The sequence below is a fragment of the Streptomyces sp. CB01580 genome (assembly GCF_001905795.1).
Lineage (GTDB): Bacteria > Actinomycetota > Actinomycetes > Streptomycetales > Streptomycetaceae > Streptomyces.
In genome coordinates this window covers 1-26,918 of record NZ_LIXJ01000024.1, presented here as the reverse complement: position 1 = coordinate 26,918, position 26,918 = coordinate 1, and the positions used below count along the sequence as shown (strand labels likewise).

22 protein-coding genes and 1 pseudogene are annotated in these 26,918 nt (G+C 70.6%); 10 read left to right on the top strand and 13 right to left on the bottom strand.

The window, feature by feature from the left end; translation table 11 throughout:
• Window positions 1–109: 109 nt before the first annotated feature.
• Window positions 110–1,534, top strand: a complete 1,425-nt coding sequence (locus tag AMK22_RS28130; protein WP_073789589.1) for a glutamate decarboxylase — start codon at window positions 110–112, stop codon at window positions 1,532–1,534.
• A gap of 96 nt (window positions 1,535–1,630) precedes the next feature.
• Here the strand turns inward: AMK22_RS28130 and AMK22_RS28125 are convergent, their stop codons facing one another.
• The 6 genes from AMK22_RS28125 to AMK22_RS40215 all read right to left on the bottom strand — a co-directional run bounded on the left by AMK22_RS28125 (window position 1,631) and on the right by AMK22_RS40215 (window position 5,938).
• A complete protein-coding gene (locus tag AMK22_RS28125) occupies window positions 1,631–2,272 on the bottom strand; it encodes a PadR family transcriptional regulator (protein WP_073789588.1) in 642 nt (213 codons plus the stop codon).
• Between the two features lie 18 nt (window positions 2,273–2,290).
• Window positions 2,291–2,842, bottom strand: a complete 552-nt coding sequence (locus AMK22_RS28120; protein WP_073789677.1) for a DinB family protein — start codon at window positions 2,840–2,842, stop codon at window positions 2,291–2,293.
• Between the two features lie 87 nt (window positions 2,843–2,929).
• Window positions 2,930–3,109 (bottom strand): hypothetical protein, encoded by a 180-nt coding sequence (locus AMK22_RS28115; RefSeq protein WP_073789587.1) that lies wholly within the window; start codon window positions 3,107–3,109, stop codon window positions 2,930–2,932.
• 42 nt (window positions 3,110–3,151) lie between these two features.
• Window positions 3,152–4,609, bottom strand: a complete 1,458-nt coding sequence (locus AMK22_RS28110; RefSeq protein ID WP_073789586.1) for an aldehyde dehydrogenase family protein — start codon at window positions 4,607–4,609, stop codon at window positions 3,152–3,154.
• A 53-nt stretch (window positions 4,610–4,662) separates the two neighbouring features.
• Entirely contained in the window at window positions 4,663–5,547 is an 885-nt protein-coding gene (locus tag AMK22_RS28105; RefSeq protein ID WP_073789585.1) for a helix-turn-helix domain-containing protein, read from the bottom strand.
• A gap of 73 nt (window positions 5,548–5,620) precedes the next feature.
• Window positions 5,621–5,938, bottom strand: a complete 318-nt coding sequence (locus AMK22_RS40215) for a hypothetical protein (protein ID WP_199883334.1) — start codon at window positions 5,936–5,938, stop codon at window positions 5,621–5,623.
• Here AMK22_RS40215 and AMK22_RS28100 point away from each other — a divergent pair.
• On the top strand, window positions 5,853–6,437 hold the full coding sequence (locus AMK22_RS28100) for an ATP-binding protein (protein WP_073789584.1): 585 nt from the start codon (window positions 5,853–5,855) through the stop codon (window positions 6,435–6,437). The two genes, AMK22_RS40215 and AMK22_RS28100, sit on opposite strands and share 86 nt — an antisense overlap.
• A 306-nt stretch (window positions 6,438–6,743) precedes the next feature.
• Here AMK22_RS28100 and AMK22_RS28095 read toward each other — a convergent pair whose 3' ends face one another.
• Entirely contained in the window at window positions 6,744–6,986 is a 243-nt protein-coding gene (locus tag AMK22_RS28095) for a DUF397 domain-containing protein (protein WP_073789582.1), read from the bottom strand.
• A 253-nt stretch (window positions 6,987–7,239) separates the two neighbouring features.
• Here AMK22_RS28095 and AMK22_RS28090 point away from each other — a divergent pair, with 253 nt between their 5' ends.
• Window positions 7,240–7,791, top strand: coding sequence for a hypothetical protein (locus AMK22_RS28090; RefSeq protein WP_073789675.1), 552 nt, complete (start codon window positions 7,240–7,242; stop codon window positions 7,789–7,791).
• Between the two features lie 209 nt (window positions 7,792–8,000).
• Here the strand turns inward: AMK22_RS28090 and AMK22_RS28085 are convergent, their stop codons facing one another.
• Window positions 8,001–10,166 carry an FUSC family protein gene (locus tag AMK22_RS28085; protein ID WP_073789580.1) on the bottom strand — a complete coding sequence of 722 codons (2,166 nt, stop codon included), beginning with the start codon at window positions 10,164–10,166 and terminating at the stop codon, window positions 8,001–8,003.
• A gap of 490 nt (window positions 10,167–10,656) precedes the next feature.
• Window positions 10,657–11,895: a DUF2786 domain-containing protein gene (locus AMK22_RS28080; protein WP_073789579.1), complete on the bottom strand. Its 1,239-nt coding sequence runs from the start codon at window positions 11,893–11,895 to the stop codon at window positions 10,657–10,659.
• Window positions 11,896–12,367: 472 nt separating this feature from the next.
• Here AMK22_RS28080 and AMK22_RS28075 point away from each other — a divergent pair.
• The 5 genes and pseudogenes from AMK22_RS28075 to AMK22_RS28055 form a co-directional block, all read left to right on the top strand.
• Window positions 12,368–12,502: pseudogene (locus AMK22_RS28075) on the top strand (DUF397 domain-containing protein); the annotation flags it as partial.
• A 684-nt stretch (window positions 12,503–13,186) separates the two neighbouring features.
• Window positions 13,187–14,233 carry a DUF1259 domain-containing protein gene (locus AMK22_RS28070; protein ID WP_073789576.1) on the top strand — a complete coding sequence of 349 codons (1,047 nt, stop codon included), beginning with the start codon at window positions 13,187–13,189 and terminating at the stop codon, window positions 14,231–14,233.
• Window positions 14,234–14,583: 350 nt separating this feature from the next.
• Entirely contained in the window at window positions 14,584–15,789 is a 1,206-nt protein-coding gene (locus tag AMK22_RS28065; protein WP_073789574.1) for a cytochrome P450, read from the top strand.
• 816 nt (window positions 15,790–16,605) lie between these two features.
• Window positions 16,606–17,658, top strand: a complete 1,053-nt coding sequence (locus AMK22_RS28060) for a type III polyketide synthase (RefSeq protein WP_073789572.1) — start codon at window positions 16,606–16,608, stop codon at window positions 17,656–17,658.
• 172 nt (window positions 17,659–17,830) lie between these two features.
• The gene (locus AMK22_RS28055) at window positions 17,831–19,582 is read left to right on the top strand and encodes a bifunctional 3'-5' exonuclease/DNA polymerase (RefSeq protein ID WP_073789570.1); all 1,752 of its coding nucleotides are present in this window, start codon (window positions 17,831–17,833) and stop codon (window positions 19,580–19,582) included.
• A 24-nt stretch (window positions 19,583–19,606) separates the two neighbouring features.
• Here the strand turns inward: AMK22_RS28055 and AMK22_RS28050 are convergent, their stop codons facing one another.
• The 3 genes from AMK22_RS28050 to AMK22_RS28040 form a co-directional block, all read right to left on the bottom strand.
• Window positions 19,607–20,023 (bottom strand): hypothetical protein, encoded by a 417-nt coding sequence (locus tag AMK22_RS28050; RefSeq protein WP_073789569.1) that lies wholly within the window; start codon window positions 20,021–20,023, stop codon window positions 19,607–19,609.
• 219 nt (window positions 20,024–20,242) lie between these two features.
• A complete protein-coding gene (locus tag AMK22_RS28045) occupies window positions 20,243–21,082 on the bottom strand; it encodes a dioxygenase family protein (RefSeq protein ID WP_107430654.1) in 840 nt (279 codons plus the stop codon).
• Window positions 21,083–21,457: 375 nt separating this feature from the next.
• On the bottom strand, window positions 21,458–22,825 hold the full coding sequence (locus tag AMK22_RS28040) for an alpha-lytic protease prodomain-containing protein (RefSeq protein ID WP_199883330.1): 1,368 nt from the start codon (window positions 22,823–22,825) through the stop codon (window positions 21,458–21,460).
• Between the two features lie 406 nt (window positions 22,826–23,231).
• Between AMK22_RS28040 and AMK22_RS28035 the strand changes: the two genes are divergently transcribed.
• Window positions 23,232–24,287 carry a DUF2804 domain-containing protein gene (locus tag AMK22_RS28035; RefSeq protein ID WP_073789567.1) on the top strand — a complete coding sequence of 352 codons (1,056 nt, stop codon included), beginning with the start codon at window positions 23,232–23,234 and terminating at the stop codon, window positions 24,285–24,287.
• A gap of 127 nt (window positions 24,288–24,414) precedes the next feature.
• Window positions 24,415–25,230: a phosphotransferase gene (locus AMK22_RS28030; RefSeq protein ID WP_107430653.1), complete on the top strand. Its 816-nt coding sequence runs from the start codon at window positions 24,415–24,417 to the stop codon at window positions 25,228–25,230.
• Between the two features lie 178 nt (window positions 25,231–25,408).
• On the opposite strand, the gene AMK22_RS28025 is transcribed toward AMK22_RS28030, so the two are convergent.
• Window positions 25,409–26,578, bottom strand: a complete 1,170-nt coding sequence (locus tag AMK22_RS28025; protein ID WP_073789564.1) for a glutathione-independent formaldehyde dehydrogenase — start codon at window positions 26,576–26,578, stop codon at window positions 25,409–25,411.
• Window positions 26,579–26,918: the final 340 nt, after the last annotated feature.

Below are 26,918 nucleotides of genomic sequence, written 5' to 3'. Positions count from 1 at the left end.
TGCCATCAAGGACGGCCTCGCCGCGGAGAGTTGATCCCCCGCCGTCCTGAGTCCGTGTTGATCCCCCACCGTCCTGAGTCCGTCGAGAACCGAGAAGGGCTGTCCGCCGATGTCTCTCCACACTGGTTCGCCCAGCAGCACGGAACCGTCCCGGGAACGCCGCAGGCTCGCCCTCAACCCGTTCTTCGGGGAGGCCGATCCGGTCGCCGGCATGGAGACGGCGCCGCCCCGCCACCGGCTCCCCGACGGGCCGATGCCGCCGTCGACCGCGTACCAACTGGTTCACGACGAGTTGATGCTGGACGGCAACGCGCGGCTCAACCTCGCCACCTTCGTCACCACCTGGATGGAGCCCCAGGCCAGGGTGCTGATGGGCGAGTGCTGCGACAAGAACATGATCGACAAGGACGAGTACCCGCGCACCGCCGAGCTGGAGCGACGGTGCGTGGCGATGCTCGCCGACCTGTGGAACGCGCCCGATCCGTCGGCCGCCGTGGGCTGCTCGACGACCGGCTCCAGCGAGGCGTGCATGCTCGCGGGGATGGCGCTGAAACGCCGCTGGGCGGCCAGGAACGCCGACCGCTACCCGGCGTCCGCCCGGCCGAACCTGGTCATGGGCATCAATGTGCAGGTCTGCTGGGAGAAGTTCTGCAACTTCTGGGAGATCGAGGCGCGGCAGGTCCCGATGGAGGGCGACCGCTTCCATCTCGACCCGCAGGCGGCGGCCGACCTCTGCGACGAGAACACCATCGGCGTCGTCGGCGTCGTCGGCTCCACCTTCGACGGCTCGTACGAGCCGATCGCCGAACTCTGCGCCGCCCTGGACGCGCTCCAGCAACGCACCGGCCTCGATGTCCCCGTCCATGTCGACGGAGCGTCCGGCGGGATGATCGCGCCGTTCCTGGACCCGGACCTGGTGTGGGACTTCCGGCTGCCCCGGGTCTCCTCGATCAACACCTCGGGCCACAAGTACGGACTGGTCTACCCCGGCGTCGGCTGGGCGCTGTGGCGCTCGCCCGCCGAACTTCCCGAGGAGCTGGTCTTCCGGGTCAACTACCTGGGCGGCGACATGCCGACCTTCGCGCTGAACTTCTCCCGGCCCGGCTCCCAGGTGGTCGCGCAGTACTACACGTTCCTGCGGCTGGGCCGGGACGGATACCGGGCCGTCCAGCAGTCGTCCCGCGACATCGCCTGCGGACTGGCGGGAAAGATCGAGGAGTTGGGGGACTTCCGGCTGCTCACGCGGGGCGATCAGCTGCCCGTCTTCGCGCTGACGACCACACCGGACGTGGAGGCGTACGACGTCTTCGACGTGTCGCGGCGACTGCGCGAGCACGGCTGGCTGGTGCCCGCGTACACCTTCCCGGCCAACCGGCAGGACCTGTCCGTGCTGCGGGTGGTGTGCCGCAACGGCTTCTCGTCGGACCTGGCCGACCTGCTCATGGAGGACCTGCGGCTGGTCCTGCCCGAACTACGCCGTCAGCCGCACCCGTTGAGCCACGACAAGCAGGCGGCGACGTCCTTCCACCACTGACGTCCGCCGCCGACGTCCGCCACTGATGTCCGCCGCCGACATGCGTCACCGGCCTCCGCCACCAACTTCCGACCGGTCACTCGCCCTTCCACCCGGTCACTCGTCGTCGCCGGGATCCTGGACGCCCGTCGCGTACGGGTTCTCCTGCCCCTCCGCGAGCACGCCGACGAACGGTTCGCCCTCCCCCGCGAAGCTGTACGCCCCGCCCTCGATACGGGCGATGAGCCCGCGCGTCCACTCGGCCCCGGCATCCGCCGAGTGGACCCACATGTTCATGATCTCGCCGATGTGCCCGAGCACTTCGGGCCCGGCCTCCGGCGTGTAGTACTCCGTGACCGATGCCCGCCAGGCCACGAGACCGGCCACCCGCCGCCTGAGCAGCCCGATCACCTCGGACCGCTCCAGGTCGACCATGCCGCCGAGGCCCGCCGCCAGTGCGTCCGGCTTCTGGTCGTACGAGGTCAGTGCCTCGCGCAGCAGCGTCAGGTACTCCTCGTTCCCCCGCTCGGTGATCTCGTACTCGGTCCGGGGCGGGCCGCCCACCGTGCTCGGAGCGGTCTCGTGGGCGACCAGCAGCCCCTGCTTCGCCATCTGCTTCAGCGCGTGGTAGATCGATCCGGGTTTGGCGTTGGACCACTCGTGGGCGCCCCAGTACTCCAGGTCGTTGCGGACCTGGTAGCCGTGCGCCCGCCCGTGCTGACGCACCGCGCACAGGACGAGCAGCCGGATCGCGGACATGTCACGCACCCCTCCTGATCAACTTTGACCAGCGTAACCCTCCGCCTTGGCGACCAGCTCGAGGGCGGTGCTGCCGTCCAGGGACTCCCGGATGATGTCGGCATGTCCGGCGTGACGCGCGTGCTCCTCGACGAGGTGGACCAGCAGCCAGCGCATCGAGACCCGCCCGTCCTTGGGGAACCAGGGCGCCTCGGGAAGCGGGAAGGTGTCGTCCAGGCTGGGCACCGAGCGGATGAACTTCTCGACCTGGACCGCGACGTCGTCCCAGAAGTCCAGCAGCCCCTCCACGGTCTCGTCGCCGAGGAGCCGGAAGCTGTCCGCCCAGGTCTCCTGGTTGCGCGAGCTCTCGCTCGGCCGCTGCTGGGCCATCCGCAGCCAGTTGAGCTCCGTCTCGGCGACGTGCTTGAGCAGCCCGCCCAGGGACAGTTCGCTCGCACTGGGACGGCTCGCCGCCTGCTGCGAGGTCAGACCGATCAGCGAGCGACGGATCGCGCCGCGCTGCGCCTCGACGAAGGAGAGGAGCGCGCCGCGCTCGTCACCGAAAGCTTCTGCGGGAACGTGAGTGACCATGATGTCCACCTTCGGGGGCCGTGCCGGATTCTGCTCGTTCTTCCTGACACCGGTCACGTTAGGACCCCAAGAGGTCAGATCCTGACCTCATTGCGCGACGGGCGCCCGCCGGGCTTCCAGCGGGGCGAACGCGCCTGTGTCCGCAGCGAGAAAGGCATCCGCCGCGGTGAAGGCGCCGATCACGTTGACCACGATGACCTTTCCCAGGCGCGGCACCCTCCTGCGGTGGGCAACGATCGACGGTGCACCGAGGAAGAGGAGCACCACGCCCCGCCCTTCGGGCGGACGACGCTACGTTCGCACCACGCCCTAGAAAGGGAACGCGCTCCGCCCGTGCTGGATGGACATCCACGTCTGGGTCGTGAAGGCTTCCACGGCCGCCTCGCCGTTCAGCCGGCCGACCCCGGAGGACTTCTCGCCACCGAAGACCACCAGCGGGTCGTCCTGGACGGTCGGCCCGTTGACGTGGAACATCCCGCTGACCACGCGCCGCGCGAACCGCACCCCGCGCTCGATGCCACGGGTGTGGACGGCGCCGCTCAGACCGTACGGGGTGGCGTTGGCGATCCGTACGGCTTCGTCCTCGTCGTCGAACGTCATCAGGACCGCCACCGGGCCGAATATCTCCTGGGACAGCAGCGGGGAGTCCTCCGGCAGCCCGGTGAGCACGGTCGGTTCGACGAGGTTGCCGCGCGTACGGCCCCGTACGGGCGCGGTGGCCCCCTCGGCGAGGGCCTGGTCGACGAAGGCGGTCAGCGCGTCGGCCTGGAACGTGTTGATGACCGGGCCGATCTCGGTCCGCGGGTCGCGGGGGTCGCCGGTCCGCAGCGCGGCCACCCGGGCGGTGAACTTCTCGGTGAACTCCCGCTCGACACGGCGGTCCACCAGGACGCGGTTGGCGGCCATGCAGACCTGGCCCTGATACATGAATCGGCTGAAGACGGCAGCGTCGACGGCGTGGTCGACGTCCGCGTCGTCCAGCACCACCAGGGCGCTGTTGCCGCTGAGTTCGAGGATCGTGCGCTTGAAGTGTCCGGCCGCGACGGCGCCGACGTGCCGGCCGACCCGGTCCGTACCCGCGAAGGAGATCATCTTCGGCACGGGGTGTTCGATGAACGCGTCCCCGATCTCGGCGACATCGGTGATCAGCACGTTGAGGAGTCCCGCGGGCAGCCCGGCATCCTCGAAGATCTTCGCCAGCAGCACACCGCCGGAGACCGGGGCGTTCTGGTTGGGCTTGAGTACGACGGCGTTGCCGAGCGCGAGAGCCGGTGCGACGGACTTCATCGCCACCAGGAAAGGGAAGTTGAAGGGGCTTACGACACCGACGACGCCTATCGGCCTGCGGTGGACACGGTTCTCCTTGCCGTCCGCCGGGGAGGGCAGAATGCGGCCCATGGGGCTCAGCGCCAGCCGTGTCGCGTCGCGCAGGAATTCCTTGGCGACGTGGATCTCCTGCTCGGCCTTGGAACGGATGCCGCCCAGTTCGTCGATGACGACCTCGACGATCGCTTCGTGCTGCTCCTCGATGATGCGCAGCGCACGTTCCAGAATTGCCCGGCGTCGGTACGGTCCCGTGGCGGCCCAGGACTGCTGGGCACGTTCGGCGGCGCGGTAGGCCAGGTCGACCTCGCGCGCGGTGGCGATGGTGATCGCGGCGAGTTTCTCACCATTGTAGGGATTGAAATCGATGATGTCCCACGAGCCGGTTCCGGTCCGCCACTCACCGTCGATGTACTGGTCGGCCAGCTCGTAGAAGAACGACATACGATCCCCAACTCAGGTGCAGACTCCCATCGGACCGTCATCGTAACGATGAATCAGGCGAGTTGGAGGAGACCGCGAAGGAGATCGCGGCTCTCCTCGGGACCCGGACTGTCCTCGTGCAACCGCGTCATGGCCTTTTCGTACTGAGCGACTTCTTCGGCCTTGTCCAGATAGAGCGCACTTGTCAGCTGCTCCAAGTAGACGATGTCCGACAGATCGGATTCCGGGAATCGGAGCATGGTGAATGAACCCCCCTCTCCCGCGTGTCCGCCGAAACTGAAGGGCATCACCTGAAGCAGGATGTTGGGGTGTTCGGACATTTCGATGAGATGCCGCAATTGCCCGCGCATCACTTCGCGGTCCCCGTACGGGCGGCGCAGCGCCGCCTCGTCCAGCACCGCGTGGAAACGCGGCGCGCGTTCGGACACGAGGGCCTTCTGGCGTTCCAGCCGCAGCGCGACGCGGCGTTCAACCTCGACGGCGGGGGCGTCAGCACCCATACCCCGGGTGACGACCGCGTGCGCGTACGCCTCGGTCTGCAACAGCCCGTGGATGAACTGGACTTCGTACACCCGGATGAGCGACGCCGCGCCCTCCAGGCCGACATACGTCTGGAACCACCCCGGCAGCACGTCTCCGTAACTGTGCCACCACCCCGCCACGTTGGCCTCGCGTGCCAGGCCCAGCAGGGCCTCGCGCTCCGCCTCGTCCGTGACTCCGTAGAGCGTGAGCAGGTCCTCTACGTCCCTGGCCTTGAAGCTCACCCGTCCCAACTCCATGCGGCTGATCTTGGATTCGGATGCCCGGATGGAGTAGCCGGCCGCCTCGCGGGTGATCCCACGCGAGTCACGCAATCGCCTGAGCTGTGAGCCCAGCAGGATGCGCCGCACCACAGATCCACTCGACTCGCCTGCCGCCACTGGTCCGGTCCTCCCCATCGCTTCCTGGACAAGGGGCCGCCCCCAGAACCCCAAGTGCCGGATTCTGCCACCAAAACGCTTCGCCCCGTACTCATTCGATTACGCAGACGGGAAGGGCTTCGTAAAGCTGTGAAAATCCCCGCAGGAAGAAATGACCAAGAACCGGCACGGGATCGGACAGGTCCGGCGCGTGCACGTGCATCTGCCCTTGCATCTGCTCGGCGCATTCGGAACGATGGCCATCGCGCACCTGCGTGCTCGTTCGTGTTGTGCCGCTGTACCCCGTAGTACCGATACAGCCGCGAATCCCGGGAGTGCCTCGCATGGGGACGAATGGATCGACGACGCTCGCGCCGTTAAGGCAAGGGCTTCCACCCATCGATCCCTCAGCCGTCTCCGGCTCGGCCACCTGCACCTTGCCCGCCCGCTACGAAGCCGTGAGCGGGGCGCGACGGTTCACCCGGACGACACTGACCGGCTGGGGGCTGGACGACCGCTTCGACGACGTCGCCCTGGTCGTCTCCGAACTCGTCACCAACGCACTGCGCCACGCGCTTCCTTCGGACATCGCGCCGGAACCACAGAAACCACCCGTACGACTGCACTTGATGCGTTGGAGCTCGCGCCTGGTGTGCGCGGTGCGCGACCCCAGCCAGGAGAGCCCGATCGCCTCGGAGGCGGCGGACTCCGCCGAGTCGGGGCGCGGTCTCTTCCTGGTGGAGTCCATCAGCGACTCATGGGGCTGGTACCCCTCCCCCTTCCTGGGCACGGAGGGCGTCGGGGCCGGGGTGATGCCGCGCGGGAAGGTCGTCTGGGCGCTGTTCCGGCTGTCCGGGTGCCCGGAGGCCGCGCCGACGGCCCCCCGAGTGCCGTACACCCGCTCACCGGCTGGGCAGCTGACGAGCTGACGTCCGACGGCCGGTAGTCAGCTGTCCGCCCGTCGGTCGGACAGCTGACTACCGGCCGTCGGACGGACGGGGCGCGCCGTCCTGCCGACCGGCGGGCCGCCGCCCGGCAGGACGGGCCACTTGATCGGGGCGGGCTACCTGACCGCAGGGGGCCGGCCGTCCGGCGGCGGACAGGCCATCGCCCGGTGGGCGGCGGTCGGGACGATCGAGTGAACAGTCGCCGGTGACACTGCCGACCCCGCCGGCCCGTACGACACCCGCTCCGCTTCGAACTCCGTTCTATGCGCGGCTAGTTGATGGCGCGGGTCAGCCGCCCGCGACGAGATGGTCGAACTCGCCGTCCTTCACGCCGAGCAGCAACGCCTCTATCTCGGCCGGCGTATAGACCAGTGCCGGACCGTCGGGATGGCGCGAATTCCGCATCGCCACATCTCCCCCGGGCAGTTTCGCGAACTCCACGCAGGATCCTTGGGAGTTGCTGTATCTGCTCTTCTGCCAGACGACTCCGCGAAGCTCTGTGGCCGCCATGCCGTTGTACACGTGGTGCACAGGACGCTCCCCGAGTTACAAGGTGCAAGTGTCAACTGTCTCGGATCATAACCTTGTTCAGATATCCATGCATGAGCAGATGCATGAGCGGATGCACGTGCACACAAGGTGTTCCCACGATTACAGACTCAGACGCAGGAAGAGGCATCCGGGATGCCTCTTCGGTTCGCCTACCCCGCCTCGGCCCGCCCATCCCGATACCGCGCACTGGTAGCTTGGCGCGGTCTTTATGCCGTACGAGGGGGAATTCCAGATGTGGAAAGTCGTACGCTCCGGCGCCGTGATCGCCGCCGGACTCCTCACCGCGCTCACGCTGACCGGCTGCGGCGGCGGTGATGGCGGTGACGGGGGAAAGAACGGCCCGGGCAACAGACAGGACGCCGGGAAGACCGGCCGGACTTCCGGTGGCGACGGCTCCGGAAACGATACCGGGGACGGACCGGGCAACGGTTCGGGGAGTGGCTCGGGGGGTGACTCGGGGAGCGATCCGACCAACGGCGCCGGGCCGCTGGAAGGGGCGTGGGCCGGGAAGACCGACGGCAAGGCGGTGGTCCTGTCCGTCGCGTCCGGGAAGGCGGTGCTCATCACCGAGCAGGGCGCCTGCACGGGCCAGGTGCGGGACACCGGCAGGGTGACGCTGGCACTCAAGTGCGCCGACGGAAGCACCGACCGCACCGAAGGGACCGTGGAGTCCGTCAACGGCCGGACCATCCTGGTTTCCTGGTCCGCCGGCACGAAGGACACCCTGGCGAAGACCGCGCCGGGGGCGCTCCCGTCGGGCCTGCCCGACCTGCCGGACCAGTAGAACTTGCCGGACCAGTAGAACTCGCCTCACCGGTGAACTTGCCGGGACAAGCCCCCCAGGCCCAGTAGGTCCTGCCGGACCAGCGGGACCTGGCAGACCTGCCGGACCTGCTGGGACCTGCCGGACCTGCTGGGACCTACCGGGCCTGCCCGGACCTGCCGGGCCCTGCCGGGTTCCTGATGCCTGGGCGGCAGGCCGGCCGCTGGGCGTCAACCCGCCTTCTTTCCAGGAGGGTTGCCACCCGGCACACCGTCCAGCCCCCGCGAGAACTCCTCCAGGGCGTCGAGCAGCAGCCCCGCCCCGCTGCGTACGACCGGGTCGGCGTCCCCCTCGGCCGCTTCCTGCCGCGCGTCCCACCGCGCGAGCACCTCGCGCACCTCCGTCCAGTCCGGCACCCGCCGCTCCCGCACCTCCTTCGCGCCCCGCTCGGTGGACCGGCGCAGTGCCTCGGCCAGCGGCCCGGCCTCCGGTACGGGGGTGGCGGCGCCGCACGGGAGATGCGCCTCCAGCAGCATCGCGACCCGCCCGAACTCGGCCAGGGCGTGTTCGGCGTCATCGGCGGCGGCACGGGAGAGACCTCGGCTGCGCACGGGTTCGTGCTGGGCGGCGGCCACCGCCTCCTGCCAGGCGACCCGGGCCTCACGGGTGTCGAGCAGGGCGGACCGCACCTCGTCCGGTCCACGCTCGGCCGGTACGGCGTACTGGCCGACGACCGTGGCGGCGTACTTCCCGCCCGTCTTCAGCCAGTCACCGAGCCTGCCGCGCAGCCGCGGGGTCTCCCAGGCCGGGTAGACGGCGTACGAGATCATCGCGAGGAGACCGCCGACGAGGGTGAGGATCACCCGCTCCTGCACGGTCTGCGACCAGTTGTCGCCGCCCATGCCCAGCAGGAACACGACGTAGGCGGAGACGCACGCCTGGCCGACGACGTACCCGGTGCGCATCAGCAGGTACATCAGCAGGGCGCAGCACACGGCGAGCACCGCCGAGAACGTCACACCGGGGTGGGCGGTCCGGAGGATCGCCGTCGCGAGCGAGACCCCGACGATCGTGCCGCCGAAGCGGGCCACGGCACGCCCGTACGTCTGGGAGAACTCCGGCCGCATGGTCATCACGGCCGCCATCGGCGCCCAGTATCCGTGGCCGAACGGCAGCGCGGTGCCGATGAGGTAGCCGACGGCGGCGACGACGGCGACCCGTACGGCGTGCCGCAGGATCGGGGAGCCGGGACGCAGTTCGGCACGCATGGCCCGCCCCACGACGGGGACCAGACGCAGCAGCGTCGGACGGTGGCGGGGCGGGCGGTGCGGGGAGACCGGGGCCTCTTCCTCCCCCGTCGCTCTGAGGGCCACGACGGCCTGCTCGGCCCGGGCCCGGTCCTCCTTCGTTCCTTCGCCCTCGGCGGTCTCGATGACGTCGGACAACAACTTGTCGAGCCGCTCGGCGGCGCGGCGGGGCGGGCCTTCGAGGAGGGAGCCGGTGTCGGGGGTCTTCAACGCGGCGACGGCCGACGGGGACAGCTTCACCGGGTCGCCGTGGCGGATCGCGCGGGCCGCCGAGTCGAGCACGGAACCGGCGGCGGCGAGAAGTTCGCGGACCCGGTCCCGCTCCGGGCCCTCGGGCGGTACGCCCATCGCGGGGTCCGCGAGCGAGGCGAGCACCGGCCTGATCCGCTCGGCGACACCGCGCGAACCGCGCAGCTCCGGCGGACGGCGGCGGGCCTGCCAGGGCGTGACGGCGGCGGCATTGCGGGCGGTCATCAGCGGCACCGGGTCGAAGGGGGCCAGCGGGTCGTGGCGCAGCCGACGGGCGTAGTCGGCCTCGGCGGCCAGGGCGTCGGAGAGGGCGTCGCGCTGGGCACCCCATCTGCGGACCGGGAACAGCACGATCAGGGTCGCCTGTACGACGCCGCCGAACAGGATCACCGCGGCATGCACGGCCGAGTTCGCGACGGAAGTGGGCAGGGTGACCGTCACCAGCATGATCGCCACGTTGGACGACGCGATGAGCCCGCCCGTCGGCCCCGCCGCCCATGCCAGGCCCGCGAGAAAGGTCCAGAGCACCAGCAGGGCCAGGAACAGCGACAGGTGGGCACCGGTGAGGTAGCCGAGAAAAGTCGACACGGCGAGGCTTGCCCCGGAGACCAGGGCGAGCACGGGCCGGGGTCGCCAGCTGCGCTGGAACGTGGCGATGGCGGCCTGGAACGCGCCGAACGCCGAGCTGGCGGCGACGACCGGCCCGAAGAACACGAGGCTGATCCCGATGACGAGGGCGAGCCCGGCCGCACCGCGGATCGCGATGAGCGGTTCGAGACGCCGCCGCTCGATCGTCAGCCCCGAGCGGGCCGTCTCCTTCAGCGCTCGGAGCCAGCTCATGCCCAGAGCGTAACCGGAATTACCCTATTCACCCGAGTTGCCCGACTTTGAAGTCGTGCCCCTCGCACCGGTGCCCCGTGACACGGCGCCCCGCGATCGGACCGGTCCCGTAGCCCGGTGTCCTGCGATCGTCCGGCGCTCCGCAGCCCGGTGTCTTGCGATCGTCCAGCACTCCGCGGCCCTGCGGGTCCCGTGCTTCAGCACGCGCTGGAGGACCCGGCATCCCGCAGCTCGACGACTCGTGGTCCGAGGCCGTGCGGTCCGGCGCCACATGGCCCGGTGGTCCCGTGGCCCGGTGGCCCGGTGGCCCGGTGGCCCTGTGGCCCTGTGGCCCTGTGGCCCTGTGGCCCTGTGGCCCTGTGGCCCGATTTCTTCAGTACAGGTCCAAGGGTCCGACATTCCGGCGCCTTGGAACCACCGCGCCCAGGTACACCGCCGCGCGCCCGGCCTCTCCCCCTAGTGCTGTGACCGGGAAGGTTCACCGGCTCGCTCACTTCCTCCTCCCCGACCCGCGGCGCGCCCCGCGCCCGTCGGGAAGGCCGGGTCCCGGGCCGCCCGTCCTGGCACGGTCCGCGGCGGCCGTTCCGTCGTTCCATCCGTCGAGGTCGGTAACGCCGCGGACCCTGGTGGTCGTGGTCTGCGGGAACATCCGGTCGGCGGCCTCCGTGACGGCGACATCGCGAGCCGCGAGGACCGGAAGCAGCCGGGCCGCCGACGCGCCTTCACCCCCGGCTCCGGTCCCGACTCCGGTCCCGGCTTCCGTTTCGGCTTCGGCCCGGGCCTCGGTGACGCGGGCGGTGTCGGCCGCGAGCCGTTCGCCCAGCCGCTGGGCGTACGCCATGAGGAAGGACTGCCGGAACGTCTTGGTGCGCTTGCGCCCACCGGCCCGCTGCCCGGCCTCCGCCTTCGTCATCGCCGCCGTGCCCTGGACCAGCAGGGACGTGTACAGCAGTTCCACGACTTCCAGGTCCGGCTCGAAGCCGACCACAGTGGAGAAGCCGAGGTCGCCGTTCCACACCGCGCGGCAACGGTTCGCCGAGGCAACCGCGTCGAGCAGGATCGCCTTCGCCGTCTCGTACGGAGCGTCGACCCCGATGCGGCACGCGCCGGGGGCTTCCGCACTGTGGGTACGGGCGGCGAGCAGGGCCTCATCTATGGAGTGCCGGGCCATCAGCTCCTGCGCCTTGGTGGTCAGGGCCTCCGCTTCCTCGGGGTAGCCGGTCGCCTCCGCCTTGGCGAGCAGGGCACGGATGCGGGTGAGCATCCGGGGTTCGTCGTGCGCGGGCGGCAGTGGCCGTACGAGGGAGGAAGTGCCGGGCGGCGGGCCGACGGGTTCGATGGCGGGGAGCCGAAGCAGCAGCCGGAAGAGCCCGAGGAGGGCGGAGGCGTAGGAGAACCGGTCGGGCCGGTTCCGGGCGGGTGCGTCGGGCAACCTGTCGATCTGCCCCTGCCAGCGGGGCGGCAGCCCCTCGTACCGTCCGGTCTCCGAAACGATCAGCCCTGCGACAAGTCCGGCGGCCGTATCGTCGAGTTCGCGACGGATGAAACGTATGAGGTCGGCAGGCTGCCAGCCGCGTTCCCAGGCTCGGCGGACGAACTCCTCGCCGCGCCGGACGAGCTCCGCGTCGGCCGCCGGTGCGGCGGCCAGGAGCGAGGCCCCGGTGTCGAGACCGGCGTCGCCGTCCGAGTAGAGGGCCGCCGCGAATGCCTGGTCGATCACCGATTCCATGAGGTCAGCGTAGGCAGAGCGCCGGACGGGTGGGGTGCCGGACGGGCAGAGCGCCGGACGGGCGAGATGCCGAACGGGCGGGGTGCCGGACGGGTTCGGTCCGCGGCCGCCGCGGCAGGTCACACGACCACCGCGGCAGGTTGGGGGCAGTCTGCCCACACCTCCATCCACAACCTGTGGATATTCAACTTCCACACACATCGCCCACATCCCCGGACGCGGCGCCGCCCCACGTACTCCAACTGCTCCGCCCTGTCCAGCCCTGCCCCGCCGGTCCGCCGGTCCGACGGCCCGACCGGCAGGAGGCCCCTGACCTTGCGGTTTTCACCGCGAAACATCGACGGCCGCGAGGGCCACACACCGCCGCCGAAGGAGCCGCGGCCCGGTGGGGCACGGCCGACGGGCTACAGGCAGAAGCTTCCTCCCAAGCGGAATCCGTAGCGGTGATCACCCGGTTGCGAAAGGGCACCCCGTGGCGACCCAATCCCGCCGCTGGTTCAAGTCTTCATGCAGCGCCAACGGCGGCCAGTGCATCGAGGTCGCTGCCAACCTCGTCGCCCCGCGCGGCGTGGTCCCCGTCCGTGACTCCAAAGCTCCGAACGGCCCGGCGCGGGGCTCCTTTGCTATGCGGTGAACAGACGACGGAAAAGTCCTCGGGGCCGTAACGCATAGGCACGCGCCCGGGACCATCCCCGCGTGCGCGGGGAGCAGGAGATGTACACCACCGAACTTGAGCGGGAGATGGGACCATCCCCGCGTGCGCGGGGAGCAGCATTCGCCTGCCTCAGCAACTCGGCGCGGCGCGGGACCATCCCCGCGTGCGCGGGGAGCAGAAGGAGCGTACGGCGACTGATCATGGTGCGACGGGACCATCCCCGCGTGCGCGGGGAGCAGGTTCCTGACCTGCGGGTTCAGGCGGCAGGGTAGCCGTTTTTACCTACTTCCCTGGATCGCGACATTGAGGCCAAAACACCCTTCTGGCGAGCCGGCGCGACCACGCCCCAGCACTCCGCAAGCACCCGCTGCCGAGAAGAGTGGGCGTATCGCATCGAGACTACTCGGCGACTACCGGCCCTATCGAGGGCCACCCGCTGCCGCTCAGCCCGTTTCTGAGCTTCGGTCAGCTGTGACAGCTCCCGCCTGCGAGGGCGCCACACGCGTTCGTCGCCGCGCCCCGACAGGGCGTCCGGTGGGGCCATTGGGCCATCCGGTCCGACCCGCTGACGATGTATCCGCTTTCATTCTTTTATCCAAGTTTCACGTGTTTTCATCTCGCCATGGAGGCGATCACGTGAAGACCGACAACAGGACCGGAGACCGACAGCACGACACGAGTGCACGGGCGTTCACATCACGACGCCAAGTGCTGGCGGCAGCGGCGCTCGCGCCGGCGCTGACCGCCGCAGGGGCGCCCACTGCCACCGCCGCCACCGCCACCGTCACCGCTGGCAGCAAACCCGCAGAGCGCACCAACCCGCACGGCGAGCGGGTCTCGCCGGTGCCCACCGCGCTGGAGGACTGGGCCGGCGTGGCACGGGCGCTGGGTCGCGCGGGCAACATGTTGCGCGGGACGATCTATCACACGGGCTTCCCCCGGCGGGACCTGCGCGTGGTCTCCGAGGGGGTGAACGTCACACCGGGGCTCGCGCTCGGCACGCACGTGGCCTTCGTCCGCTACGCCGACGGCAGCACCATGCTCATGGGCGACGTAGCGGTCACCGAGGACGAGTTGCAGCGGGCGACCGACGCCTGGCTGGCGCACGGGATCGGGCAGACCGCGCTTCACAAGCACCTGCTCGCCCAGACCCCGGACATCTGGTGGACCCACGTCCACGCGCACGGCCACGACCCCGTCGCCATGGCCCGCGGCCTGCGCGCCGGGCTCGACCGCACCGGCACCCCGCCCGCCCGGCCGCCCCGGCCGTCGGTCCCGGTCGACCTGGACACCGCCGGGATGGAGGCGGTGCTCGGCACAAAGGGAACCGTCGAGGACGGGATCTACAAGATCCTCTTCGTCCGCCGCGAGACGATCGCGGACGGTCACCTGATCCTGCCGCCCGGCCTGGGTTCGACCAGCGCGTTCAACTTCCAGCCCCTGGGCGGCGGCCGGGCCGCGCTCAGCGGCGACTGCGCCATGCTCGCCGACGAGACACCGGCCGCGTTGAAGGCCCTGCGGCGGGGCGGGATCAAGCTCGTCGAGCTGCACAACCACCATCTCGCCGAAAAACCCCGCCTGTTCTTCACCCACTTCTGGGCCGTGGACGACGGTGTCGCGCTCGCCCGCGCGATCCGGCCGGCCCTGGACGCGACCAACGTCGTACCGGCCCCGATCGGCTGAGCCGCCCCGCACCCGTACCCGCGCTGCCGGTACGGCCATCGCGACACGCGCCCGGTCCGCCGGCCGTGACACCGCGAGCACCGGCCCGGCGCATCCCGGCCCACCGGACCTCCACCCCGACCCACTCCGCTTCGCCGCACCCGCCCCGCGCGCCGGATCCGCCGGTCCAGCGAACCCGGACACCCCCGGCCGTGGGATCCGTTCTGCATATGGACCAATATGTGGACCAATCGGACCCCGGCGGCGCGTGCCCCTGCGGGAGACCGGGCACCCATGTCCCGTCCAGCCCACCCGTCCCTCCTCCACCTCCTCGAACCGCCCCGTCAGCCTTTCTCCCTCTGGAGCTCCGCATGGAACCAGCCACCGGCGCCCGGCTCTGCCCGTTCGACTACGCCGAGGCCCTCGAATTCGACCCGGTTCTCAGGCACTTGATGACCGAAGAGCCCGTCTCCCGCATCCGGTTGCCTCACGGCGACGGCGACGCGTGGCTCGTCACCGGCTACGACGATGTGCGCACGGTGACCACCGACCGGCGCTTCAGCCGGAATGCCATCATCGGCCGGAACTTCCCGCGCATGACACCTGAGCCGATCGTGCAGGACGAAGCGATCAACGTGATGGACCCGCCCGGCAGCAGCCGACTGCGCAGCCTGATCTCCAAGGGCTTCGCCCCCCGCCACGTGGAACGCATGCGGGTACGCACCCAGCACGTCGTGGACGAGTTGCTGGACCAAATGGAGGAGCACGGCGCCCCCGCGGACCTCTTCGAGCACCTGGCCGCGCCGCTGCCGCTGACCACCATCTGCGAGGTGCTCGACATCCCCGAGGGCGACGACGCACAACTGCGCGCCCACGCCCGGACGATGATGGACACCACCGTCGAGAACCGGGACAACGCGGTACGGTCCAAGGCCGACCTCCGCGCCTACTTCCAGAGGCTGACGGCGGAGCGCCGCGCGAACCCCGGCGACGACCTGATCAGCGCGCTGGCCACGGCGCGCGACGGGGACGAGATCCTCAACGACCAGGAACTGACCGTGATGGCCATGGTCCTGCTCATCACCGGCCAGGACACCACCACGTACGAGATCGGGAACATCTGCTACACGCTGCTGACCAGGCCCGACGAGCTGGCCATGCTGCGCGAGCGCCCCGAGATGCTGCCGCAGGCCATTGACGAGCTGCTGCGTTTCATCCCCTTCCGCAAGGGCGTCGGCATCCCCCGGGTCGCCACCGAGGACGTGGAGCTGAGCGGGGTACTGATCCGGGCCGGGGACATCGTGCACGTCTCCTATCTGACGGCCAACCGCGACCCTCGGAAGTTCGACCGCCCCGACGAGCTGGACCTGGAGCGCGAAGGCCCGTCGCACATGACCTTCGGCTGGGGCGGCCACCACTGTCTCGGCGCGCCGCTGGCCGCCACGGAACTGGAGATCGCCATCGGAACGCTGCTCAGGCGCTTCCCCGCACTGAAACTGGCGACACCCGCCGAGACAGTGCGCTGGAACAAGACCTCGATCTGGCGCTATCCCCTCGAACTGCCCGTCACCTGGTAACCGGTCACCCCTACCCGGTCGGCCGGTCACGGGTCGGCCGGGCACACCGCGGACGGCCCTTGGCCTGGTGTCGGCGTCATCCCTGACGTCGTCGGCCGTCGTTCCTGGCGTTGCCGAAGTCCTCTCTGACGCGTCGGCGTCTTCTCCGACGTCGTCGGCCGTCGTTCGTGGCTTGTCGGTCGTCGTCGCTGGCGTTGTCGGCCGTCGTCCCTGACGTCGACCGTCATCGATGATGCGGCCCGGCGATGCGCCCGGCAACCGGAAGGGCCCAGGAACGGCCCCAGTACAGACACGGCCCGGGAACGGGTCCCCTGCGCGCAAGGCACCACCGGGCACATCAGGCGCATCAGCCACGTCGGGCCCGCGCCGAGCACCCCAGCCATGCCGGGCCCACTCCACGATCCCGTCGCGCCTGCCCCACCCCGCCCCCGCCCGTTCGCCCCATCGGCTTCGTCCTCACCGCCCTCGCCCCGTCACAGCACGGCGGGCGGCGGGCGGCGAGGGCGTTCGGCGTCTCGACGTGCGGCTTCGAACCGCCTGCCGTAACGTGTTCCCGACGGCCACCCAAGCCGTGGCGGATCACAGGATCCGCCCACGAACGGCGAGAACCCAGTCTTCGACGGTCGGCCCGTCCGCGCCCGCTCCAGGGGTATTGAGACCGGCGCGGGAATCCCCCACAGTCCTCCTCGCACGATGCGGTGCGCCGGGTCGTGGTGGGCGGATCCCGTCCTCTCCCTCCGTCTCCCGCCGTCGGCGGACACTCCTCGACCGTTCCGGGCCCGGCCGTGTGGACCAAGTCCGCTTAGGAGGAGTTCCATGGCGGTTCTCTGCAAGCCGGCAATCGAGGTCCCCGAGTACGTCATCACCAACGAGGAAACCCTCGAACTGGCTCGACGGCTGCACGGCGACCACCCACAGCTCGGCCTGGTCCTGCGCCTGATCGAACACACCGGGGTGAAGAAACGGCACCTGATCCAGCCGATCGACAAGGTGCTCCAGCACCCGGGCTTCGACGCCCGCAGCGTCACGTACGAGCAGCACACCAAGGCACGCGTCCCGGCGGTGGTGCGCCGGGCGCTCGATCAGGCCGAACTGGAGCCGCGGCAGATCGACTTGATCGTCTACGTCTCCTGCACCGGGTTCATGATGCCGCCGCCGACGGCGTGGCTCATCGGCGAGATGGGCTTCCGGCCGGAGACGCGTCAGCTGCCCATCGCCCAGCTCGGCTGTGCCGCGGGCGGCGCTGCCCTCAACCGCGCCCATGACTTCTGCCGGGCGTACCCCGACGGCAACGTCCTGGTGGTCGCCTGCGAGTTCTGCTCGCTCTGCTACCAGCCCACCGACCTGGGCGTGGGCTCCCTGCTGTCCAACGGACTGTTCGGCGACGGCATCGCCGCCGTCGTGCTCCGGGGCCGAGGCGGCACCGGGGTCCGGATGGAACGCAACGGCTCGTACGTCATCCCGGACACCGAGGACTGGATCTCCTACGCGGTGCGGTCCACCGGGTTCCACTTCCAGCTCGACAAGCGGGTGCCCGGAACGATGGAACCCCTCGCCCCGGCCCTGAACGCGGTCGCCGAGGAACACCAGTGGAACGCCGGGAAGATGGACTTCTACATCATCCACGCGGGCGGTCCGCGCATCCTGGACGACCTGAGCCGCTTCCTCGATGTGCCGCCCGAGGCGTTCCGCTTCAGCCGCGCGACACTCACCGAGTACGGCAACATAGCCAGCGCGGTGGTGATCGACGCTCTCGGTCGCATGTTCGACGAGGCATCGGCCCTGGACGGCCACCGCGGCCTGATGGCGGGCTTCGGGCCCGGCATCACCGCCGAGATATCGCTGGGCACCTGGACGACGGACTCGTAGCCGTACGCCGTCGGCCGCCCACGTCGGCCGACCCCGTCGACCTCTCCGGTGCGGGAAGCCGGTGACGGGACGGGGGTGAGGTCCTGGGCCTCACCCCCGTCCCGTCACCGTACGCTTCCAGTGCGCTCACTATCCGTGTCCGTTGTCAGTGGTGGGTGCCAGACTCGACGGCATGTCCGAACGCTGGGCCCTGGCCACCACGGAGAACGGCGGCGCGCTCCTCGCCCCGCTGGACGCTTCCGGCGTGCCCACAGGACCGGTCCTGGCCGAGCCCGACCTTGTGACGGCCGTCCGCTCCCGGCCGGAGGTCACGCGCTGGGTCTGGCGTTCCACCGCCGAAACGTACCCGCGACTGCTCGCGGCGGGCGTGCCCGTGGGCCGCTGTTACGACATCGAGGTCGCCGAATCCCTCCTCCTCGCCCATGAGGGCCGCCTGGGCGAACCCCGCTCCGCTGCCGCCGCCCACGCCCGCCTGCACAACGCCCCCGTGCCTCCCGATCCGCCGCCCCGCGCCGCCGAGCCCGGCTCCCAGTCCGCCCTCTTCGAGCCGCGCCCCGGCACGGACCTGCCCTTCGAGGACCTGATCCAGGTCTACGCCGACCAGCTCCGCCGTCACGACGCCACCGCGCACCCGGGCCGGATGCGCCTGCTGACGGCTGCCGAATCGGCCGGGATGCTGGTGGCCGCCGAGATGAACCGGGCCGGCCTGCCCTGGCGCGCCGACGTGCACCGGGAGGTGCTCCAGGAGCTGCTCGGCGAGCGTTACGCGGGCGGCGGGGAGCCCCGCAGACTGGCCGAGCTGGCCGACGAGGTCTCGGCCGCCTTCGGCAGACGCGTCCGCCCCGACCTCCCCGCCGACGTCGTGAAGGCGTTCGCGCAGGCCGGGATCAAAGTGAAGTCCACGCGGCGCTGGGAGCTGGAGGAGCTGGACCATCCGGCGGTGGCACCCCTCATCGCGTACAAGAAGCTGTACCGCGTCTGGACGGCGCACGGCTGGAGCTGGCTCCAGGACTGGGTGCACGACGGCCGTTTCCGCCCCGAGTACCAGCCGGGCGGCTCCGTCAGCGGCCGTTGGACGACCAACGGCGGCGGCGCGCTGCAGATCCCCAGGGTGATACGCCGGGCGGTCGTCGCCGACGAGGGCTGGTGCCTCGTCGTGGCCGACGCCGATCAGATGGAGCCCAGGGTGCTGGCCGCGATCTCGCGCGACCCGGGCCTGATGGAGGTCGCGGGCCACGGCGGCGATCTCTACACGACCCTGTCCGACCGGGCGTTCCACGGCGACCGGGAGCACGCCAAGCTCGCCCTGCTCGGCGCCATCTACGGCCAGACCTCGGGCGATGGCCTGAAGAACCTCGCCGCCCTGCGTCGCAGGTTCCCGCTGGCCGTGGCCTATGTCGACGATGCCGCGAAGGCGGGCGAGGAAGGGCGCCTGGTACGGACGTGGCTGGGCCGGACCAGCCCGCCCGCAGTCGGTGGGGCGGAGGACGACGAGGCCGGCATCCCCCAGGAGGAGCCCGCACACCTCTCCGCAAGCGGAGCCGGAAACGGATCCGGTCTCGGGTCCGCCGACGGCTCCGACGGTTCCGCCGGCAGCGGATTCACGCCCGGCTACGCGTCGTCCAGCGCCCGCGCGCGGGGCCGCTTCACCCGCAACTTCGTGGTGCAGGGCAGCGCCGCGGACTGGGCGCTGCTGCTTCTGGCCGCCCTGCGCCGGGAGATCGGTTCCGCCGGACTCCGGGCCGAACTCGTCTTCTTCCAGCATGACGAGGTGATCGTGCACTGTCCACGCGAGGAGGCGGAGGCGGTCGTGGAGGCGATCCGGGCGGCCGGCCACACGGCAGGGCGAACGGTCTTCGGCGAGACACCGGTGCGTTTTCCGTTCACGACGGCGGTGGTGGAGCGCTACTCGGACGCGAAGTAGGGGCCCGCAAGCCGACGGCCGGCATCAGCCGGAGCCTGCTCCGGGGCCCGGGTTGGGATTGGGGTTGGGGCTGGGCCCTGCGTCGATACCGGTACTGGGCCCGGTGTCGGTACCAGTACTTGGGCCGGTGTCGGCACCGGTACCGAAGCCGGTGCCGGTACTTGTGCTGGTGTCTGTCCCGGATCCGGAAGCGTCGGCTTCCTGCCGTTCGGCCACGTCCTGCCGTTCGGCCACGTGCTGCCCTTCGGCCATGTCCCGCCGCCCCGGAGCCGTGCCGGCGGCCGGGCCCGATGCGGGGCCGTCACCGAACCCGGCCAGGCCGTGGTCGTAGTGCGCGGGACGCAGATGCTGATGCCGGTGGCGGGTGTTGAGCAGGTGGATGACGAACGCCGCGATCGCGATCATCGCCAGGACGACCACGACATTGATCAGGGTGTTCATGCGTCACGGCCTCCTTCGACGTGCGGGCCGACACGACCGGCTCACCTCACCGGGAAGCCGTACATCCCCAGGCTACTCCGCGGCCCCGCCGCCGCCCCCGGACAGCCGACGGCCCGGACCGGAAGAGGTTCCGGTCCGGGCCGGGTGCGGCGCGCACCCCGCGAGGGACACCCCGGCACACGCCGCAGGACGGTGGTACGCCCCTGCCGTGCTGCGCGTCTACCCGCGTTCCCACAATGCGGGGACGTTCGGCGGTTCCCAGCCCGACACGGCCGAGTGCGCCTGCAGACAGCGGTACGCGACCCCGCCGTACGTGACGCGGTCACCCGCGTTGTAGGACGTCCCGGCCTTCCACGTCGAGCCGGGCGGATCGGTGGGCGGATCGGTGGGCGGGACGGACGGGCCCTGGTCGACGTTGAGCACGAAGTCGAAGGTGCCCTGTTGCCCGGAACCGACGTTCCGGATGTTCATCAGGAGCGCCGGGTCGAAGATGGCGTCGGTGTTGTTGCGCGGCTCGCCCGGGAAGTAGAGCTGCGTCGTCAGGATGCGCGAGCCGGGCGCCTGTGCCTTGACGTGGATGTGCCTCGTACGGCCCGGGTACAGCCCCGGCACGATCGTGGTCAGGGAGAAGGCCCCGGACTGGTCGGTGAACTGGTGACCCCGGAAGGCGAAGCCGTTCATGTCGTACGCGCCGTAGGTGTCGGCCTGCCAGAAGTCGAGAAGCACTCCCGGGATGGGCTTGCAGGACCGTCCGAAGACATAGCCGCTGACGGTCAGGGGGGTGCCGGGGGTCCCGGAGGTCACCAGGCTGGTGCGGAGCGGGGAGTTGGGCTTGAAGTACGGACCCTCGATCTGCTCGCGCGTCGGGCCGTCGCCGTCGCCGCAGTACGGAGTGGGGGCGAGGGTCTTGCCGCTGCCGCCCGCGTCGCGGGCCAGCGCCACGCCACCACCGGCGAGCAGCGGGACGGCGCCGGCGATCAGGGCGGCCTTGAGGACGGACTTGCGGCTGATCCGGCGGTCCTCGCCGGAGTCCTCGGGCACCTCAGAAGCTGGAGTCATGGCTGATTCCTCGGTATGGGGGAAGGACAAGTGCATGACATAGAGCGGAAAGTGCGGAAAGTGCGGGAAGCGCGGGAAGCGCGGGTGGTGCGGGAAGTGCAGGCGGTACGGCTGGTGCGGGAAGCGCGGGAAGCGCGGGTGGTGCGGGAAGCACGGATAGTGCAGCTGGTGCGGGTGAGTACGGCTGGCGCGCGCCCGCCCGGCAGGGAGGCGCGAGCGCGAGCCGGGCGGGCGCGGCAACCGTGACGGACCTCGTCGCGGGGGCACGGCCGTGGGATGTGCCCTGCTTCGCGATCCGTCGGGCGGACGGCCCCGTTGCCGGAGTCCGCCGGGCGGGGCCCCTCCGGGGCCCGCGCGCCGGAGCCTGCGGAGTCGTCAGATCCGCTGCCAGAGAGCCGGGACGTTCGGCGGCGTCCAGCCGGACTGGGCCAGGTGGGGCTGGAGGCAGCGGTAGCTGTCGGAGCCGTAGGTCACGACATCGCCCGCCGCGTAGTTCGTCCCGGCCGCCCAGGTGCCGCCCGGGTTGGTCGGCGGGTCCGTCGGGTCCGGCGGGTCGGTCGGGGTGCCGCTGGTGACCAGGGTGACCCCGTACGCCTGGAGGGCCGGGTTCACCGGCTGGAAGTACGTCGTACCGCCCTGGGAGCAGTTGCCGGAGCCGCCGGAGGTGACCCCCTGCGCCTGGCTGCCGGAGATGAAAGAGCCGCCGGAGTCGCCCGGTTCGGCGCACACGTTGGTGCGGGTGACCCCGGAGACGGTGCCCTCCTGGTACGTGACGCTGGTGTTGCGCTGCTGGACGGTGCCGCAGTGCCAGCCGGTCGTCGAACCGGAGCGGCAGACCGAGGAGCCTTCGAGGGCCTCGGTGGAACCGGTGACCGTCACGTCGCCGTTGCCGTACCCGTTCACCAGGGCGCGCGGCGTCCAGTTGGCGTTGGTGGCGACCCAGGAGTAGTCGCGTCCCGGGAAGGTGGAGCCCTGGAAGGAGCCCTGGGCCTGCTGGTTGTAGCCGCTGGTGCTCACCCCGGGCGTGCCGCAGTGACCGGCGCTGACGAAGCCGGACTGGGTGCCGCGCTTCACGGGGAAGCCGATGGAGCAGCGGCCCTGCCCGTTCATGTAGTACGCGTCGCCGCCCCGCAGATCGGCGAACGTGCGTGGCCGTTCCGTCGACTGACGTACCGTCACCAACTCGTGTGCAATCCTGGCGGCGGCCAGGAAGGTGTTCGCGGCCGAGGTGTCGGCGGCCTGCACGACCACACGGTTGGTGGCGATGTCGATGTACCAGACGGGCACGCCCCGGGGCGCCTCGCGCAGTGCGACCCGGTCCAACGCGTGCTTCGCCGCGTCCAGTTCGGCCAGGCTGTGCTCGACGACGACGGCCTTCGCACCGGCCTTGCCGATCCGGACGGCCTGCCCGGCGTCGGTGGTGGAGACGGTCAGGGCGGCGTCGTCACCGCTCACCCGCGCTCCGGCGAAATCCGCACCGAGGGAACGCTTCAGGCCGGCCGCGACGGCCGCGGCCCGCGCCTCCTGGCCGATCCGGGCGCGCGCCTCGGTCTCGGTCAGTCCGAGATCACGGCGCATCGCCTTCAGCAGGCCCGGCGAAAGCTGCTCGGTGGCGGGGGTAGCGGCCTGGGGGGCGGGATCGGCGGACGCGCTGCCGGTCAGACCGGCCAGCGCGAGCGTGCCGACGGCGACGGTGGCGGCACACGCGGCCAGAGCACGTCTGCGGAGGATGGATCTCTCCACGGAACTCTCCTTGACTTCGGGGGAATTGTCGCCAAGGTAGCCGCGTACACGTCAGGCCAAGGAGATCCCGTTCTCCCCCTCACTTCGTGTTATGGGGTCCGTGACCAGCGAGGTCATGGGCCGCGGGGTCGGCGCCACGACCGGCGCCGTCACCGGGGCAAGCGTCGTCGGGAGAGGCATCGTCGGGACAGGCGTCGTAAGAAGGGGCGCTGCGAGGACGTGCCGTCGAAGTGCCTTCGTTCGGCCGGAGGTCGGATCGTGCGGCGTCCGTCCGGTGCGTCCGATAGCAAGGCGAAGGATCGTCCTCGTACCGGACGCACGAGGACGACTCCGACAACACCGCGAGGTACCGCAGCCGTCGTCGTGTGCCCGTCTGGGGCTACGGGACAGCCCTTAGGCTCCGTCCATGGCCACCCACGAACATGAGATCACCGAGCCCGTCGACCTGTGCCTGTCGGACGGTCGGCTGAACCCCTCTGCCCGCGGATGGTCCAGGAGGCCGCTGCACCGGTCGAATCTGCGGGGCTGGGGCCGGACCAAGCGCTGGGAGTACTGGTGCGTGACCACGCCCACCCATCTCGTCGCACTGACCGTGAGCGACCTCGACTTCCTGGCGCTGAACACGGTGTACGTGCTGGAGTACGGGCCGGGTGGCCGGGAGTTCGAGCGCACGGCGATCACGCCCGGCGGTCGCGGTGTCCGCCTCCCGGAGACGATCGCGGGCGCGCCCGGCTCCCCCGCCGTGGTGGTCGGCCCGCCCCGCCCCACGGGCGGCAAGGTCAGGATCGAGATCGGCGAGGAGGACGGAGGCACCCGCCTGCGGGCCCGTTGCCTGACCCCGTCCTCACCGAAGCGGACCGTGGAGGTCGACCTCTTCGCCGCCCTGCCCGTCGGCCACGAGACGCTGTCCGTCGTCGTGCCGTGGGACGAGCGCCGCTTCCAGTACACGTCGAAGCACACGGCCCGCCCCGCCTCCGGCACGGTCCGGATCGGGGACGAGGACCTGGAGTTCGGCGCGGACGCCTGGGCCGTGCTCGACCACGGACGGGGCCGCTGGCCGCGCTCGGTCGACTGGAACTGGGGGGCCGCGTCGGGCCGCACCGACGGCCACACGGTGGGGCTGCAGTTCGGCGGGCGCTGGACCAGGGGCACCGGCGCCACGGAGAACGCGCTCTGCGTGGACGGCCGGCTCAGCAAGCTCGGCGAGGAGTTGGAGTGGCACTGGTCGTCCGACGACTTCCTGGCCCCGTGGACCATCACATCGCCGGGCAACCGGCCCGCGGTGGACCTCACGTTCGTCCCGTTCCACAACCGCTCCACCCGTACGGACGTCGGCCTGATCGCCAACCGCACCGACCAGTGCTTCGGTCACTACTCCGGCCGCGTACGCGACGACGAGGGGCGCGAGATCGTCGTGGACCGACTCCTGGGCTGGGCCGAGGACGTCCACATGCGCTGGTGAAGCCGTACGCACTGGTGACGCCGCGTGCCCTGATGGACTCGCACTCGCCGGTGAACTCACATGCGCCGGTGAACTCGCATGCGCTGGTGAACTCCCCGTCGCACGCGCGTACCCATAGGTTCGTCCCATGCGAATAGGTGAGCTACTGGGTGCCGGGCGCACCGCCGACGTGTACGCGCTCGACGAGAACTGGGTCCTGCGGCGCGATCGCGACGGGCTGGACGCCACCCATGAGTGGGCGGTCATGTCCTACCTCAGCGCACACGGCTACCCGGTCCCCCGGCTCGGTCCGCGCGACGCCACGACGGCCCCCTGCGACCTGGTGCTGCGGCGCCTGACCGGCCCGACCATGCTGGCGTCCCTGGAGTCCGGCGACCTCACCGCGTCCGATGCGGCCACCGTACTGGCCGGGCTCCTCGCCGAACTGCACACCGTCCCGGCGCGGCTCTCCCCGCAGCCCGAGGACCGGATCCTCCACCTCGACCTGCACCCGGGCAACGTGATGCTGACACCCCGGGGACCGGTGGTGATCGACTGGAGCGACACGGCGGAGGGCGCGCCCGCCCTGGACCGGGCCATGACGGCTCTGATCCTGGCCCGGACCGCGGTCGACCCCCGGGCCGGGGACGCGGCATCGGCGTGCGCCCTCGCCCTGCTGAACGCCCTGGTGCCGCACTTCTCCGCCTCCGGCGGCATCCCCGCCGCCCACCTCGCGGAGGCCGCCGCACGCCGCACCGCCGACGCGACGCGCGGCGGTGCGGCGCACAAGGGGCACGACAGCAACAACAGCAACAACAGCAACAACGAGGATGGCAAGGACGGCGGGGACGGCAGGAATGGCAAGGAGGGCGGGGACGTCAGGGGCCACAAGGAGCACAGCGACAGCAGGGATGAGGCGGGCCTGTTCGACCGTGCGGTCGCTCTCGTCACCGAGGTGATGTGACACCACGACACGACACCACGACACCGGTACGCCGGACCGGGAGCCGAGACGCATCAGACGCTCCCGGCCCCCGGCCCCGGCTCCCGGCCACACCTGCCCGCCGCCCCCATCCACCGCTCGGCTCCGCCTACCGCCCGCGCCCCACCCACCGACCACGGCTGTCTGTCTGTCCGTCCACCTACCGACCGCCGCTCCGGCCCCCGCCGTCGGGGTGGAGGACGACATTCGTCCAGCCCGCGTCCCGGTTGTCGAAGTGCTCGTACCCCTGCGCCGCCTCCGCCAGCGGCAGTTCGTGGGAGACGATCCAGGACGGCTTGGCCTTCCCTTGCTGGATGAGGTTGCACAACTGGCGGTTGTACGCCTTGACGTTGGCCTGACCGGTCCCCATCGACTGGCCCTTGAACCAGTACATGCCGTAGTCGAAGGCGATCTCTCCCTCGTCCTTGTACAGCTTGTCCGGACTTCCGGGATCGTGGGGCACGAAGGCACCGACCACGCCGATGGTGCCGGTGAACTTCACGGACTGCACCAGGTTGTTCAGAGTCAGGTTCGGCTGCTCGTGGCCCTGGGCGTCATGTGCCTGGTAGCCCACGCATTCGCAGCCGCGGTCCGCGCCCAGTCCGTCGGTGAGGTCGTTGACCCGGTCGATCGGCGAACCCTTGGAGTCGTCGATCGGGACGGCACCGATCTCCTCGGCCAGCCGCAGCCGGTCCGGATGCCGGTCGACGACCATGACCTTCGCCGCGCTCTTGAGGGTCGCGGACAGCGCCGCCATCAACCCGACCGGACCCGCACCGTAGATGACCACGGTCTCGCCCGGACGCACCCCGGCGAGTTCCGTGCAGTGCCAGCCGGTCGGGAAGACGTCCGACAGCATCACGTAGTCGGTCTGCTTCTCCCACGCCTCCTCCGGCAGGACCAGGCAATTGGAGTCGCCGTACGGCACCCGCAGGAACTCCGCCTGTCCGCCGTTGTACGGGCCCATCCCCGCGAACCCGTACGCGGCACCCGCCATCCGCGGATCCGACGGGGTGGTCAGGCAGAACGCCGTCAGCCCCTGCTCGCAGTTGCGGCAGAACCCGCAGCTGATGTTGAACGGCAGACACACCAGGTCGCCCACCTTGACCCGGTCCACGCCGTCTCCGACCTCGATCACCTCGCCCATGTTCTCGTGGCCCAGGACACGCCCCTTCTCCATGTCCGTGCGCCCCTCGTACATGTGCAGGTCCGAGCCGCAGATGTTCGCCGAGGTGATCTTCACGAGCACGTCCGTGGGCCGTTCGATCCTCGCGTCCGGTACGTCCTTGACGCTCACCGAACGTGGCCCTTCGTACACCAACGCCTTCATGGGACTGCCTCCGCGTTCGTCGGGCGGGAACGCCGTCGGGCGGGAATGCCTCTTCAACCGTCCCACCGGGTCGCCGCATGTCAAACGCAGAGCGCTCCCGGAACAGCCCATGACAAGGCATGCACCGGAGGCGTTTGCGAAACCACCGCGGCACGATCCACGTGGGCCGTGACCACCGTCCCGCGACCGGCGCGCCGTGCCCGACCACCGCCCCGCCACACCGCGGCGCGAGCATCGGCGTGCCACGTAGTCGACGCCGTGGAAGACTCCGGCGGGTACGGCGGCGACCCCGCCGATGATCGTGTCCCGCCGGACGGCGCACGGCGCACGGAGGGCGTGC